A 14452-nucleotide genomic window follows, 5' to 3' on the forward strand; every position below is an offset into this window, starting at 1 on the left:
CTTGATCCTTTTATGGGTTCTGATTTTGGTGAGTTCTGGCGCCCGACGAGCGCGCCTTTGGCCGGGCTCAGCGATAGGTGATGAGCTCCGGCGCCTTCAGCAATTGCAGGTGCGTATAACTGTTGAAGGAAGCCAGTGTCACTTCGTTGCCTCTGAAGCCAAGCCGGTGCAACGAAGTATTGACGATGTGCCAGTTGAGTTCGAATGCCTGCTGCGCGGGCATGCCTGTAATCAGATGCAGCAGCGCGGTAATGGTGCCACCGGATGTGAACACGGCGATACGCTGACTGGGCGCTGCGTTTTGAATGATCCGGTCCAGTCCGGCCTTTACTCTTGCGACGAAACCCAACCAGCTCTGCAGGCCGAGGATGTCGTGCTGACCACCGATCCAGCGGCCGATGACCAGTGAAAACAGGCGCTGAAACTCGGCACGGTTGTTGGCCGCATCCCGCAGGATCTCCAGCGCCTTGGGTTCTTCCGAGAGCATCGCGGGGATCAGGGCACGCAGGACGCCCTCGGCATCGAACTCATCGAATGCACTGTCTATTTCCAGTTCAGGCACATGCAGACCGGCTTCGCTGAACTGGGCCAGTGCATTGAATGCGGTGTCTTTCTGACGACGCAGCTCGCCGGAGATGCAGCGGTCGAAGCCGATACCCAGGTCCACGAGGTGTGCGCCGACAATCTGCGCCTGACGAATACCCACAGGCGACAGGACGTCGTAATCGTCTGCACCAAATGAGGCCTGGCCATGTCGTATCAGATAGATGCTGCCCACGTCCGGTTCGTCTCGGTACGTTGAAGGTCTGGCGAGGTTATGAGGGATGCCGGGGAGCTGTCAATAAAAAAACATACGCTCGTTTGAAATCACCGTTTTAATGGCTGGTAACCCTTGCCGCTGGTGATCCCGAGGGGGCGTCGGTATGCTGGCGACATCGCGGCCCTTGATTGGTAAGGGCGCAATGCAAGTGAGGAATATCCGTGGATTTCGTTGTCGATTACGCCAGCTTTCTGGCCAAGACAGTCACGCTGGTGGTCGCCATTGTCGTGGTGCTGGTCGCCATTGCGTCCATGCGTGGCAAGGGACGTCGTAAAACGGCCGGACAATTGCAGGTCACGCGCCTCAATGACTTCTACAAAGGCTTGCGTGAGCGCCTGGAACAGTCGCTGCTGGGCAAGGAACGCCTCAAGGCGCTGCGCAAGGAGCAGGCCAAGGCACTGAAGAAAGAGAAGAAGGACAAGCAGCAGGCCGAGGACAAAGCCCGTGTTTACGTGCTGGACTTCGATGGCGACATCAAGGCCTCTGCCACTGAAAACATGCGCCACGAAATCACCGCACTGCTGACCCTCGCCACCGAGAAGGACGAAGTGGTACTGCGTCTGGAAAGCGGCGGTGGCATGGTTCACAGCTATGGACTGGCGTCTTCGCAACTGGCGCGCATTCGTCAGGCGGGCATCCCGCTGACCATCTGTATCGACAAGGTGGCCGCCAGCGGCGGTTACATGATGGCGTGCATCGGCAACAGGATCATCAGTGCACCGTTTGCGATTCTGGGGTCGATCGGCGTGGTGGCGCAGTTGCCCAACGTCAACCGTTTGCTCAAGAAGCACGACATCGACTTTGAAGTGTTGACCGCCGGCGAGTACAAACGCACCCTGACGGTGTTTGGCGAAAACACCGAGAAGGGCCGCGAGAAATTCCAGCAGGATCTGGATATCACCCACGACCTGTTCAAGAACTTCGTCGCCAGCTACCGCCCGCAGTTGTCCATTGATGAAGTCGCGACCGGCGAAGTCTGGCTGGGTATGGCGGCGCTGGACAAGCAGTTGGTGGATGAACTCAAAACCAGCGACGAATATCTGGCCGAACGTGCCAGGGATGCCGACGTTTTCCATCTGCACTACGTACAGCGCAAGAGTCTGCAGGAGCGTATGGGCATGGCAGCTGCTGCATCGGCAGACGGCTTGATCGCCAAATGGTGGGGGCGATTGACGCAGCAGCGGTTCTGGTGATTGTTGCTCTTTCAGTCCCTCATGCCGATCGAGTGCGCTGGGCCATGAACGACCTGATGTGAGCCATGCGTCTGGCTCACCGGATCGGCCATCTGTGCCATACAAGGTGCAGTGCGGAACCGGGGTACGAGCCCTTTTGCAAGACACAAATAAAAGCCCGGACCTTCAACAAAGGCCCGGGCTTTTGGTTTCAGCGGATCAGCGCAATCAGCGGCGACGGAACAGCGGCAGCGGCTCGTCAGTAGCGGCCTGATAGGTCACCGAGAAGTCCTTGAGGCCTTCCAGCGCTTCGTACGGGTCCTTGTCGGCACGCACCGCAAAGGCGTCGAAGCCGCAGCGGCGCATGTAGAACAACTGGTCGCGCAGCACGTCGCCGATGGCACGCAGCTCACCCTTATAACCGTAGCGGTCACGCAGCAAGCGCGCATTGGAGAAGTTGCGCCCGTCAGTAAAGGCCGGGAAGTTAAGAGCGATGACCTGGAACTGATCGACGTCGGCACCGATCTCCTCGGCTTCTTCATCGCTGTCCAGCCACACGCCCAGGCCGCCATCACGCGCCTTGAGGGCGTGGCCGTGTTCGCGCCACAGCGCCAGCGGAACGATCAGGTCGTCGCAGTTCGAAAGGCTGTCGAAGGTCGTGTCCTTGGGCAGCAGGTGCCAGGTTTCATCGATAACTTCGTTGTTCTTAATGATTCGCTGCATAGACGCGCTCCTTGAAAGGGTCAATGCCAATACGCTGATAAGTGTCGATGAAACGCTCGTCTTCGTTGCGTTTTTCAACATAAACGTCGATCAGCTTCTCGATCACATCCGGCATGGCGTCCTGAGCGAAGGACGGCCCGAGGATCTTGCCCAGGCTGGCATCGCGGCTCGCGCTGCCACCCAGCGAAACCTGATAGAACTCTTCACCTTTCTTGTCCACACCCAGAATGCCGATATGGCCCACATGGTGGTGGCCGCAGGCATTCATGCAGCCGGAGATGTTCAGGTCCAGCTCGCCGATGTCAAAGAGGTAGTCCAGATCGTCGAAACGGCGCTGGATCGATTCTGCGATCGGGATTGACTTTGCATTGGCCAGCGAGCAGAAGTCGCCGCCAGGGCAGCAGATGATGTCGGTCAGCAGGCCGATGTTCGGCGTGGCAAAGCCGTTTTCGCGCAGCTCGTTCCACAGCGCGAACAGTTCAGTCTGCTCGACGTCTGCCAGGATGATGTTCTGTTCGTGGGACGTGCGCAGTTCACCGAAGCTGTAGCGGTCGGCCAGGTCTGCAACGGCGTCCAGTTGCTTGTCGGTCACGTCACCCGGTGCAACACCGGTCGGCTTGAGCGACAGGGTCACGGCGACATAGCCAGGCTTCTTGTGCGCGAACACATTACGTTGGCGCCAGCGCGCAAAGCCAGGGTGCTGGGTATCCAGCGCGGCCAGTTCGGCGTGCTGGTCGGCCAGAGCCTTGTATTGCGGGTCGATGAAGTGCTTCGAAACGCGCTCTACCTCGGCCTCGGTCAGTGTGGTCTGGCCGCCTCGCAGGTGAGCCATTTCCGCTTCGACTTTCTCGGCGAACACTTCAGGCGTCAGCGCCTTGACCAGAATCTTGATGCGCGCCTTGTACTTGTTGTCACGACGGCCATAGCGGTTGTACACACGCAGAATGGCATCGAGGTAGCTCAACAGATCCTGCCACGGCAGGAATTCATTGATGAACGCACCAACGACGGGCGTACGGCCCAGACCGCCACCGACCAGCACACGGAAACCCAGCTCGCCGGCTTCGTTGCGCAGCGGCTCAAGGCCGATGTCATGCACTTCGATGGCCGCGCGGTCGCTGCTCGAACCATTGATCGCGATCTTGAACTTGCGCGGCAGGTAGGCGAATTCCGGGTGGAAGGTCGTCCACTGGCGAACGATCTCGCACCACGGGCGCGGATCCACCAGTTCATCCGCAGCGACGCCGGCAAACTGATCGGTGGTGACGTTACGCAGACAGTTGCCGCTGGTCTGAATGGCGTGCATCTGCACAGTGGCCAGTTCAGCCAGAATGTCCGGCACATCTTCCAGTGCCGGCCAGTTGAATTGCACGTTCTGGCGGGTGCTGATGTGGGCGTAGCCCTTGTCGAAGTCGCGGGCGATCTTCGCCATCATGCGCGTCTGGCGCGACGTCAGTTGGCCATAAGGAACGGCCACGCGCAGCATCGGGGCGAAACGCTGGACATAGAGACCGTTTTGCAGGCGCAACGGTCGAAACTCTTCCTCGCTCAGTTCCCCGGCCAGGTAGCGTCGGGTCTGATCCCGGAACTGCTTGACGCGGTCCTCGATGATCTTCTGATCGTAATCGTCGTATACGTACATATAGGTCCTGTTCTCAGGCTTCGTAATGAAGCAGGGCGGCTGCGGGTCGATTGCAGGCGGCCACTGCGTCATCTGATCAATTCTGCGCGCACGGTCGCGCACTCCCTGCGGAGCGGAGGCGAAGATATCAGTTTGGGGATATCGATAAAAGTGATGTTTATATATATGCAAATCACTAAAAGCGATAAGCATTTCAGCGCCTGGACATACCCCTGCTTGCCGTGTGGGCAAGTGTCGGCTTAACTGACGTTTATCTCCGTCTGAAGAACCTGCTTCAGTCTTTTCATGTGCTATCACCCATAAGACCGACAAGAGGCGATGCAATGAGCAAGCACCCCAAAACGACCAAGCCCGACAGCTCCGTGGATGCCTGGGCCATTCTTTTCATTATCCTGCTGGCGGTTGGCGCCGCCGTGTTCTGGATCAGCGGGCAATAGGGCCCGGAGAATTTGCTGCGCACGCTCCAGAATCCGTCAGTTGCAGCCGATAGACCCGCCATGGCGTGATCAATTCTGTGGTTCAGGGTCTGGGGATATGAAGGTGTTCGTGGTTCGTCTGGCGGTCCTGGTGGGGTGGCTGTGGGCGAGTTCGGCGTGGGCGGCATCGGTTGTGTTTATCAGTCCCGGTACTGAGAGCGACGGGTATTGGCGCAGCTATGTCCGGCTCATGCAATCGGCAGCCCACACCACCGGCATGACGCTGACGGTCCTGCATTCCGACCGTGACACCCGCAAACTGCTCGCCATGGCGCGCGAGACGCTGCAAGGAACAGTGCGTCCCGATTATTTGCTGTTCTCCAACGAACTCAATGTTGCCCCGGAGATTCTGCGTCTTTCGCAGGGCAGCGGCGTCAAATTGTTTGCGGTCAACAACACCCTCACTGCGGACCAGATGCGCATTATCGGCGACCTTCCGACGCGTTATCCCGATTTCATCGGCAGCCTGGTCGGCAACGACGAGGAGGGTGGATACCTGACTGCCAAGCGCCTTATCAGCCTTTATCCGCGGCCTTCAGAAGGCCATACGGTCGAGATGCTGGCATTTGCCGGCACCAATACCACGCCTGTTTCGTTGTTCCGTGAGCAGGGCTTGCGCCGCGCGCTTGCGGAGCACCCTGAAGTCCACCTGCGTCAAATCGTGTTGAGTGGCTGGCTCAGGCATCGGGCGCTTGAGCAGGCGCGGGTATTGCTTAACCGTTATCCGGATGTTCGCCTGATCTGGTCTGCCAACGAACAAATGGCCTTCGGTGCCATGGACGCGCTGCGGGAGCGGGGCGGCCAGCCGGGAAAGGACGTTCTGTTCAGCGCTATAAATGGCACGTCCATGTCACTTCAGGCGCAGATGGAGGGGCGTCTCAGTGTCGTCGCAACCGGGCATTTTACCCTTGGCGGCTGGGCGATGATCCTGCTGCACCGCTATGACTCTGCTCATCGACAGACTCACTTACAGGCCGGAGCGAGGACCGTCCAGGTGCTGCATCTGGTTGAACGGCAGGATGCGCAGCGTTTTCTGGAGGCCACCCGAAACGAAGGCTACCGGCTTGACCTGCAGGCATTCAACGTAAGCGCGACGGGTGAGGACTCGCCGTTTTCACTGAAAAACATGCTGCCGGACGCTCACTCGAGCGCCAGGTAAAGCACCAGTTGCACGACGCCAAACAGGATTGCGACGAATATCACGGTGACCAAGAGCCCCAGCAGCAGAAAGTGCGCAGGCTTGCCATAGCTGAAATCACGTTCGCGATTCTTGCCGCTCTGCACGCCAAACGCCGCCGCCAGAACGCTGTGCAGCATCTGCTTGAAGGTCGGGGCCTTGTTTTTGGAAGCGTCGTCGGATGGTTCGTCCATCGCACTCACCTGCACAATGCCTGTTCAGCTTAGCCAAGGCGGCGTTGCAGCAGCGCGCAGTTCGTCGCCGGATTGCCCGGCGACGGTCTGGAAGTGGCTGCGCGTTACTCGTCGTAGCCGAGGTTCGGGGCCAGCCAGCGTTCGGTCACGCTCAGGTCCTGGCCTTTACGGGCGGTGTAGCTTTCGATCTGATCCTTGTCGATTTTGCCGACGGCGAAGTACTGCGCCTGCGGGTGAGCGAAGTACCAGCCGCTGACCGCCGCCGCCGGGAACATGGCGTAGTGCTCGGTCAGGAATACGCCGCTGCGGCCAGGGGTGTGCTCGGGCGTACCTTCCGGCAGCGGGTCGAGCAGGGCGAACAGGGTGCCTTTCTCGGTATGGTCCGGGCACGCCGGATAGCCTGGCGCCGGGCGGATGCCCATATACTGCTCTTTGATAAGGGCTTCGTTGTCCAGCGCCTCGTCTTTTGCGTAGCCCCAGTAGTCCTTGCGCACTTGCTGGTGCAGCCATTCTGCACAGGCCTCGGCCAGACGGTCGGCCAGGGCCTTGACCATGATCGAGTTATAGTCGTCGCCGTTGTCCTGATACGCCTTGGCCACTTCCTCGGCACCGATGCCTGCGGTGGTGATGAAACCGCCGATGTAGTCGGTCAGTCCGCTGCTTTTGGGCGCGACGAAGTCAGCGAGCGAGTAGTTGGGCTTGCCGTCGGGTTTGATGGTCTGCTGGCGCAGGTGATGCAGTTTTGCCAGCGGCTTGCCGTCTTCGCCATAGACTTCCAGATCATCGTGATCAACCTGATTGGCCGGCCAGAAGCCGAACACGGCGCGGGCGCTGATCAGTTTTTCGTCGATCAGCTTGCGCAGCATCTGCTGAGCGTCGGCAAACAGCGCGGTGGCAGCCTCGCCAACCACTTCGTCGGTCAGGATGCGCGGGTATTTGCCAGCCAGATCCCAGGAGATGAAGAACGGCGTCCAGTCGATGTAGTCGGCCAGCACGTTCAGGTCGATGTCGTTCAGTACCCGGGTGCCGGTGAAGGTCGGCCGGGCAGGGGTGTAGTGTTCCCAGTCGAACTGCGGTTTTTTTGCCACCGCAGCGCCGTAGCTGAGACGCTCGGTGCGCGAACTGCGGGCCGAGGTGCGTTCTCGCACTTCGATGTATTCCAGGCGCGTCTTCTCGATGAAAGCAGGCTTGAGCTCCCTGGACAGCAACTGAGTGGCAACGCCTACTGCACGCGACGCGTCGGTCACATAGATCACCGCATCGTTGCTGTACTTGGGTTCGATCTTGACCGCCGTGTGGGCCTTTGACGTGGTCGCGCCGCCGATCATCAGGGGCAGGTGGAAGTCCTGACGCTGCATTTCCCGGGCGACGTGCACCATCTCGTCCAGCGACGGCGTGATCAGACCGGACAGGCCGATGATGTCGCACTTTTCCTCGCGGGCCACTTGCAGGATTTTCTCCGCAGGCACCATCACGCCCAGATCGACGATGTCATAGCCGTTACAGCCCAGCACCACGCCGACGATGTTCTTGCCGATGTCATGCACGTCGCCCTTGACCGTGGCCATCAGTATCTTGCCCTTGGCCTCCGGCTTATCGCCTTTTTCCAGCTCGATGAAGGGAATCAGGTGCGCCACGGCCTGTTTCATCACACGGGCGGATTTGACCACCTGGGGCAGGAACATCTTGCCCGAGCCGAACAGGTCGCCGACCACGTTCATGCCCGACATCAGCGGGCCTTCAATCACTTCGATAGGGCGGTTGAACGACAGGCGCGACTCTTCAGTGTCTTCGACGATGTGGGTCGTGATGCCCTTGACCAGCGCATGTTCCAGACGCTGGTTGACGGGCCAGCTGCGCCATTCCTCGGTCTCGGCTTCCTTGACGCTGCCGTCGCCTTTGAACTTGTCGGCAATGGCCAACAATGCATCGGTGCCCTCGGGGTTTCGGTTGAGCACCACGTCTTCCACGCAGTCGCGCAGCTCGGCCGGGATCTGGTCGTAGATTTCCAGCTGTCCGGCGTTGACGATACCCATGCTCAGGCCGTTGCGGATCGCGTGCAACAGGAACACCGAGTGGATTGCCTCACGCACCGGGTTGTTGCCCCGGAACGAGAACGACACGTTGGACACGCCACCGGAGGTCAGCGCGTACGGCAGTTCGTCGCGGATGTAGGCGCAGGCGTTGATGAAGTCCACGGCATAGTTGTTGTGCTCTTCGATGCCGGTGGCGATGGCAAAGATGTTCGGGTCGAAAATGATGTCTTCGGGCGGAAAGCCGACTTCATTGACCAGGATGTCATAGGAGCGTTTGCAGATTTCCTTCTTGCGCGCTTCGGTGTCCGCCTGGCCCTGTTCATCGAAAGCCATGACCACAACCGCCGCGCCATACCGCTTGCACAGTCTGGCGTGATGAATGAATTGCTCGACGCCTTCCTTCATGCTGATGGAGTTGACAATGCCCTTGCCCTGAATGCATTTCAGGCCCGCTTCGATCACTTCCCATTTCGAGGAGTCGATCATGATCGGCACACGGGAAATGTCCGGTTCGCCTGCGATCAGGTTGAGGAAGGTCACCATGGCCTTCTTCGAGTCCAGCATCCCTTCGTCCATGTTGATGTCGATCACCTGCGCGCCGGCCTCGACCTGCTGCAGGGCGACTTCCAGCGCTTCGGTGTAGTTGTCTTCACGGATCAGGCGGGCGAAGCGGGCGGAACCTGTGATGTTGGTGCGCTCGCCGACGTTGACGAACAACGATTGGCGATCGATGGTGAACGGCTCGAGACCCGACAGGCGACAGGCCTTGGGGATGTCCGGGATCTGACGCGGCGCGTAACCGGAAACCGCCTGCGCGATGGCTTTTATGTGCGCAGGCGTAGTGCCGCAGCAGCCGCCGACGATGTTCAGGAAACCGCTTTCGGCGAATTCCTCGATGATCTTTGCGGTCTGGCTCGGCAGCTCGTCGTATTCGCCGAAGGCATTGGGAAGGCCGGCGTTCGGGTGCGCGGACACATGGGTGTTGGCCTTGTTGGCCAGTTCCTGCAGGTAAGGACGCAGTTCGCTGGCGCCCAGCGCGCAGTTCAGGCCCACCGAAATCGGCTTGGCATGGCTGATGGAGTTCCAGAACGCTTCGGTGGTCTGGCCGGACAGCGTGCGACCGGACGCGTCGGTGATGGTGCCGGAAATCATGATCGGCAGTTCGAAGCCCAGTTCTTCGAATACACCCTGCACGGCGAAGATCGCGGCCTTGGCGTTGAGGGTGTCGAAAATGGTTTCGATGAGGATCAGGTCCGCGCCGCCCTCGATCAGGCCGCGCGTGGCTTCGGTGTAGTTTTCGACCAGCTCGTCGAAGGTAACGTTGCGGTAGCCGGGGTTGTTGACGTCCGGCGACAGCGAGCAGGTCCGGCTGGTAGGGCCGAGCACTCCAGCGACAAAGCGTGGCTTGTCGGGGGTTTCCAGAGTCTTGGCATCCGCTACCTTGCGCGCCAGACGAGCGCCCTCGACGTTCAGTTCATAGACAATGGACTCCATGCCATAGTCGGCCTGGGATACCTGGGTCGCGTTGAACGTGTTGGTCTCGAGAATGTCGGCCCCGGCGTCCAGGTATTCCTTCTCGATGGCGCCGATGACATCCGGGCGGGTCAGGATCAACAGATCGTTATTGCCCTTGACGTCGCTCGGCCAGTCGGCGAAACGCTTGCCACGATAGTCCTGCTCCTCAAGCCTGTAGCTCTGGATCATCGTGCCCATGCCGCCATCGAGGATCAGGATCCTCTGTTTCAGAGCATTGACGAAGGCTTGATGGCGGGCGCTACGGTCGGACATGAGGGCTACCTTGGGAAGGTCGATACTTAAAGAACGCGATAATAGCAAACCGGAAAGGATTTGGTGTTGCCAGAGCTTTTGCATGAAAATCGTTCATGTTGAGGATGTGTGCAGCCTTGTAGAATCATCAGCCTTTTACGCTCAGAGCCCGGTTACATGCCGCACCGCTTGCTGGCAGGCATTGTCCTGCTCTTTTCCTGTTGCGCGCTTCAGGCGCAGACGCCGCTTCCGGTCTCGTCGCCCGCCATTTCCTACGTGCGGGACATTCAACCGATCCTCACCGAAAAGTGCGTCGCCTGTCACGCCTGCAACGATGCGCCTTGCCAGCTGAATCTGGGCAGTGGCGAGGGTGTCGGTCGCGGAGCCAGCAAGATCCCGGTCTATCAGGGTGAGCGCACCCAGGCCGTTGCGCCGACCCGTCTGTTCTATGACGCGCGCGACACCGATGAATGGCGTGGCAAGGGCTTCTACTCGGTGCTTGATGCGCAGGGCAGCCAGGCGGCGCTGATGACGCGCATGCTGGAACTGGGGCGCAGTGCGCCACTGCCCGCCAACAGCAAGATTCCGGACAACATTGCACTGGGCATCAATCGTGAAAATGTCTGCCCGCTACCCGGCGAATTCAATGCCTACGCGGCCGCACACGCTCAGCAAGGCATGCCGCTGGCGGTCGCAGGGCTGACCGACGCCGAATACCAGACACTGCAACGCTGGCTCGCGGCAGGCGCTCCGGTGGAGCAACAGACCATTACACCGACGGTCACCGAGGCGAGCCAGCTCCTTGCCTGGGAAAACCTGCTCAATCAGCCGGGTGCCAACCAGGCACTGGTCGGCCGCTGGTTGTTCGAGCACCTCTTTCTGGCCCACATCTATTTCGAAGACGGCGCTGCGGGGCATTTCTATCAGTGGGTGCGTTCACGAACGCCGACTGGCAGACCGGTGGACCTGATCGCGACCCGACGACCCGACGATGATCCGGGCAGCGATTTCTATTACCGACTGGTGCCGGTCCAGGGCGTGATTGTCCACAAGACCCATATCACTTATGCCTTGAGCCCGCAGAAAATGGCGCGGGTCAAACAATTGTTCTATGCCAATGACTGGAAGGTCAACGCATTGCCCGGTTACGGTCCGGGGCATCGGGCCAATCCGTTCCAGACGTTCGAGGCGATTCCAGCGGCGGCGCGTTATGAGTTCATGCTCGATAATGCCGAGTATTTCGTGCGCACCTTCATTCGTGGCCCGGTCTGTCGTGGTCAGATCGCCACCGACGTGATCCGCGATCAGTTCTGGGTGATGTTTCAGGAGCCCGGTCACGACCGTTACGTGACTGATGCGGTTTACCGGGGAGAGGCGACGCCGCTGCTGGCCATGCCCGGGCAGAACGATAACGTCGGCAGTGTCCTGAGCCTCTGGCTGTCTTATCGTGATCGTCGCAACGCCTACGAAAATCTGCGGCGCGACACCTACGCGAAGAAGCCACCACCGGGCTGGAGCGATCTGTGGACCGGCAATGACAATGCGCTTTTGACGGTCTTCCGTCATTTTGACAGCGCTTCGGTCAACAAAGGGCTGATCGGCGATGTGCCGCATTCGATGTGGCTGTTCGACTATCCATTGCTGGAACGCACCTATTATCAGTTGGCGGTCAACTTCGACGTCTATGGCAATGTCTCCCACCAGGCCCAGACGCGTTTGTATTTCGACCTGATTCGTAACGGCGCGGAAATCAACTTTCTGCGCCTGATGCCTGCCGACCTGCGCGAAGGTCTGCTCGGTGATCTGTATCAGGACAGCGGCAAGGTCAAAATGTGGCTGGATTATCAGGACATCGACGACGACACGCCCACAGGCATCGGTCTTGACAAGAAAAGTCCGGTACGTGATTTCGCCACTCGCTTGATTCAGCGCGTCGGGCCGCTTAACGCCTCGCCGGATCCGATCAATCGCTGTGACGGCGCCTATTGTTCGCGTCCCGGTCTGAGCAGCGCCTTTGCCCAGGCGGAGCAGGCGCTCAGCCGGTTGACGTCGCGACCTGCTGCGGGCCTGAAGGTCATCGACCAGTTGCCCGAAGCCACGATGCTGCGCATCGAGGACGGCACCGGCAAGCGGGTGATGTACAGCATGTTGCGCAACCGTGCGCACACCAATGTTGCGTTTCTGTTGGGCGAGTCATATCGCTATATTCCGGGTCTGGATACCCTGAGCATTTACCCGGGAGTGCTCAGCAGCTACCCGAATTTCATGTTCAACATTCCGGCCGCCGAGGTGCCTGCGTTCGTCGATGCGATGCAGCGGAGCAAGGATCAGGCGAGCTTTGAACAGATCGTGCAGCGCTGGGGCATCCGGCGGACGCATCCGTTGTTCTGGACGTATTTTAACGACCTGAACCGCTATCTTCAGGAAACCAGTCCTCGGGAAGCCGCGGTGCTCGACATGAATCGTTACGAGAACCTCTAGACTGCCTATTTCGGCTCATATAGGTGGCCCGCGGCCACCTCTGCAAACCTGAACGAATCGCATTTTCTACGATCTTTTTTTCAAAAATGCGGTCCGAGAGGGGCGCGCCATGGAACCTGTCGCTGAGGCGATCGCAGGTTACGGGTTGAGTTGAAAGTCAGGCAGTAGAGGTTTTTTGGATGTTGATTTCGGTACAGGCCCTGCGGGCGTTCGCGGCGTGGGTGGTGGTGTGTCATCACTTCATGCAGATTTTTTACGACTTCAAGGCCAGTGGCCCCATTGGCGAATTCTTTGTGTCCAAAGGCGCCGTCGGCGTCGATATCTTTTTCGTGATTAGTGGACTGGTGATCTTCCTCTCTACCCAGAAAAGCGACATGCCCGCCGGACGTTTCATCCTGCATCGCCTGATTCGTATCGTCCCCGCTTACTGGCTGTACACCGCCGCCATGGGGCTGTTGCTGCTGGCTGCGGCGCCCATGTTGCCGCACCAGGTCATCGGCTGGCAGAACTTCATGCTGTCGTTGATTTTCATTCCCTCTGAAAACCCCGGCGGCTATGGCCTGTACCCCACGTTGAATGTGGGATGGACGCTCAACTACGAGATGTTTTTCTACCTGCTGTTCAGCATGGTGTTCCTGTTCAAACAGCGTCATCGTCCACTGATCATCGCAGCGGCGCTGTTCGGTGTGAGTGAAGTGCTGGCGCGTGCCGGATTGATCAGCCGCTTCTACGGCAATGACATCATCTACGAATTTCTGCTGGGCATCGGTATCGGCATTCTGTATCGCCGTGGCTGGATCAGGGAGGCTTTCTGGGTGCCGCTGGCAGGCATCGCGGTCGGCCTTTACGCGATCAATCACCTGACCAACGATCAGCGCCTGCTGAATTGGGGACTGCCCAGCGCGCTGATCGTCCTCTCCTGTATCTCGCTGGAGCCATACTTCCGTGGCAGTCGACTGCTCAAGGTGCTAGGCGATTGCTCGTATTCGGTGTACCTGCTGCATGTGCTGGTACTTTACGGAGGTCTGCTGATGGCACAGCGCTATGGCCTGAACCCTTATCTGGTGTTCGCATTCTGCGTGCCGGTCATCGCCATCGGCGCATGGCTCAGTTACGAGTGGATCGAGAAGGGCGTGTATCGTCGTCTCAAGGATTGGCTGGACGCGCGCCGCGCCGTGCAGCCCGCCAGCGCGCTCTCCTGACAGGACGTTTCGGGCGGTGCCTTTTCCGACGCCGCCTTTTCCGACAAAAATACTGGGACTTTGTGTGGCGCACTCGATTGGCGTAAACTGCTGGCACGTCTGCGAGGAATTTTCATGACCGCTATCACTATTACCGATGCCGCCCACGATTATCTGGCCGATCTGCTGGAAAAGCAGAACACCCCGGGAATCGGCATCCGCGTGTTTATTACCCAACCTGGCACTCAGTACGCCGAAACCTGTATCGCCTATTGCAAGCCGGGCGAAGAGAAGCCGGAAGACAAGGCCATTGGCCTGAAAAGCTTCACGGCCTGGATCGACGGTTTCAGCGAAGCGTTTCTGGATGATGCCGTCGTCGATTACGCCACCGACCGCATGGGCGGCCAGTTGACCATCAAGGCGCCTAACGCCAAAGTGCCGATGGTCAATGCCGATAGCCCGATCAACGAGCGCATCAACTACTACCTGCAAACCGAGATCAACCCGGGGCTCGCCAGCCACGGCGGTCAGGTCACATTGATCGACGTGGTCGAGGAAGATACCCAGAACATCGCCGTTCTGCAGTTTGGCGGTGGTTGCCAGGGCTGTGGTCAGGCTGATGTCACCTTGAAAGAAGGTATCGAGCGGACCTTGCTGGAGCGTATTCCAGAGCTATCCGGTGTTCGCGATGTGACCGACCACACCCAGAAAGAAAACGCCTACTACTGAGTCGTTCCTTTCTGAAAAACGCCCTGGCCTGTTCAGGGCGTTTTTGTTTCCGGC

10 protein-coding genes are annotated in these 14452 nt (G+C 59.2%); 5 read left to right on the forward strand and 5 right to left on the reverse strand.

From position 1 onward, the window contains the following. Window positions 1-67 precede the first annotated feature (67 nt). A complete protein-coding gene (locus JTJ32_RS05650) occupies window positions 68-778 on the reverse strand; it encodes a histidine phosphatase family protein (RefSeq protein ID WP_210041342.1) in 711 nt (236 codons plus the stop codon). A gap of 203 nt (window positions 779-981) precedes the next feature. On the opposite strand from JTJ32_RS05650, the gene sohB reads away from it, so the two are divergent. Next, window positions 982-2013: a protease SohB gene (gene sohB / locus JTJ32_RS05655; RefSeq protein ID WP_210041344.1), complete on the forward strand. Its 1032-nt coding sequence runs from the start codon at window positions 982-984 to the stop codon at window positions 2011-2013. 207 nt (window positions 2014-2220) lie between these two features. Here the strand turns inward: sohB and JTJ32_RS05660 are convergent, their stop codons facing one another. Both JTJ32_RS05660 and JTJ32_RS05665 read right to left on the reverse strand, forming a co-directional pair. Further along, complete coding sequence (locus JTJ32_RS05660) at window positions 2221-2715, reverse strand: DUF934 domain-containing protein (RefSeq protein WP_210041346.1); 495 nt, start codon at window positions 2713-2715, stop codon at window positions 2221-2223. Beyond that, window positions 2699-4357: a nitrite/sulfite reductase gene (locus JTJ32_RS05665; RefSeq protein WP_099230423.1), complete on the reverse strand. Its 1659-nt coding sequence runs from the start codon at window positions 4355-4357 to the stop codon at window positions 2699-2701. Before JTJ32_RS05665 ends, JTJ32_RS05660 begins: the two co-directional genes overlap by 17 nt. Before the next feature lie 534 nt (window positions 4358-4891). Here JTJ32_RS05665 and JTJ32_RS05670 point away from each other — a divergent pair. Next, window positions 4892-5992, forward strand: coding sequence for an ABC transporter substrate-binding protein (locus tag JTJ32_RS05670; protein ID WP_210041348.1), 1101 nt, complete (start codon window positions 4892-4894; stop codon window positions 5990-5992). Here JTJ32_RS05670 and JTJ32_RS05675 read toward each other — a convergent pair. Both JTJ32_RS05675 and metH read right to left on the reverse strand, forming a co-directional pair. Beyond that, the gene (locus JTJ32_RS05675) at window positions 5974-6204 is read right to left on the reverse strand and encodes a DUF2970 domain-containing protein (protein WP_210041350.1); all 231 of its coding nucleotides are present in this window, start codon (window positions 6202-6204) and stop codon (window positions 5974-5976) included. The genes JTJ32_RS05670 and JTJ32_RS05675 overlap by 19 nt on opposite strands. Window positions 6205-6308: 104 nt before the next feature. After that, complete coding sequence (gene metH, locus JTJ32_RS05680; RefSeq protein ID WP_099230429.1) at window positions 6309-10028, reverse strand: methionine synthase; 3720 nt, start codon at window positions 10026-10028, stop codon at window positions 6309-6311. A gap of 156 nt (window positions 10029-10184) precedes the next feature. Between metH and JTJ32_RS05685 the strand changes: the two genes are divergently transcribed. The 3 genes from JTJ32_RS05685 (at window position 10185) to nfuA (ending at window position 14398) form a co-directional block, all read left to right on the forward strand. Next, entirely contained in the window at window positions 10185-12488 is a 2304-nt protein-coding gene (locus JTJ32_RS05685; RefSeq protein WP_408004575.1) for a fatty acid cis/trans isomerase, read from the forward strand. Window positions 12489-12667: 179 nt separating this feature from the next. Further along, window positions 12668-13690, forward strand: a complete 1023-nt coding sequence (locus tag JTJ32_RS05690; RefSeq protein ID WP_099230433.1) for an acyltransferase family protein — start codon at window positions 12668-12670, stop codon at window positions 13688-13690. A gap of 114 nt (window positions 13691-13804) precedes the next feature. Continuing rightward, window positions 13805-14398 carry a Fe-S biogenesis protein NfuA gene (nfuA, locus tag JTJ32_RS05695; protein ID WP_004884435.1) on the forward strand — a complete coding sequence of 198 codons (594 nt, stop codon included), beginning with the start codon at window positions 13805-13807 and terminating at the stop codon, window positions 14396-14398. The last annotated feature ends 54 nt before the right edge of the window (window positions 14399-14452 follow it).

The organism is Pseudomonas alliivorans (assembly GCF_017826695.1).
GTDB classification, from domain to species: domain Bacteria; phylum Pseudomonadota; class Gammaproteobacteria; order Pseudomonadales; family Pseudomonadaceae; genus Aquipseudomonas; species Aquipseudomonas alliivorans.

What these genes read in the sequence shown, in the direction of transcription:
- JTJ32_RS05660 (WP_210041346.1), bottom strand. Translation starts at nt 2,715, where the DNA reads ATGCAGCGAATCATTAAGAACAACGAAGTTATCGATGAAACCTGGCAC.
- JTJ32_RS05665 (WP_099230423.1), bottom strand. Translation starts at nt 4,357, where the DNA reads ATGTACGTATACGACGATTACGATCAGAAGATCATCGAGGACCGCGTC.
- JTJ32_RS05670 (WP_210041348.1), top strand. Translation starts at nt 4,892, where the DNA reads ATGAAGGTGTTCGTGGTTCGTCTGGCGGTCCTGGTGGGGTGGCTGTGG.
- JTJ32_RS05675 (WP_210041350.1), bottom strand. Translation starts at nt 6,204, where the DNA reads ATGGACGAACCATCCGACGACGCTTCCAAAAACAAGGCCCCGACCTTC.
- metH (WP_099230429.1), bottom strand. Translation starts at nt 10,028, where the DNA reads ATGTCCGACCGTAGCGCCCGCCATCAAGCCTTCGTCAATGCTCTGAAA.
- JTJ32_RS05685 (WP_408004575.1), top strand. Translation starts at nt 10,185, where the DNA reads ATGCCGCACCGCTTGCTGGCAGGCATTGTCCTGCTCTTTTCCTGTTGC.
- JTJ32_RS05690 (WP_099230433.1), top strand. Translation starts at nt 12,668, where the DNA reads ATGTTGATTTCGGTACAGGCCCTGCGGGCGTTCGCGGCGTGGGTGGTG.
- nfuA (WP_004884435.1), top strand. Translation starts at nt 13,805, where the DNA reads ATGACCGCTATCACTATTACCGATGCCGCCCACGATTATCTGGCCGAT.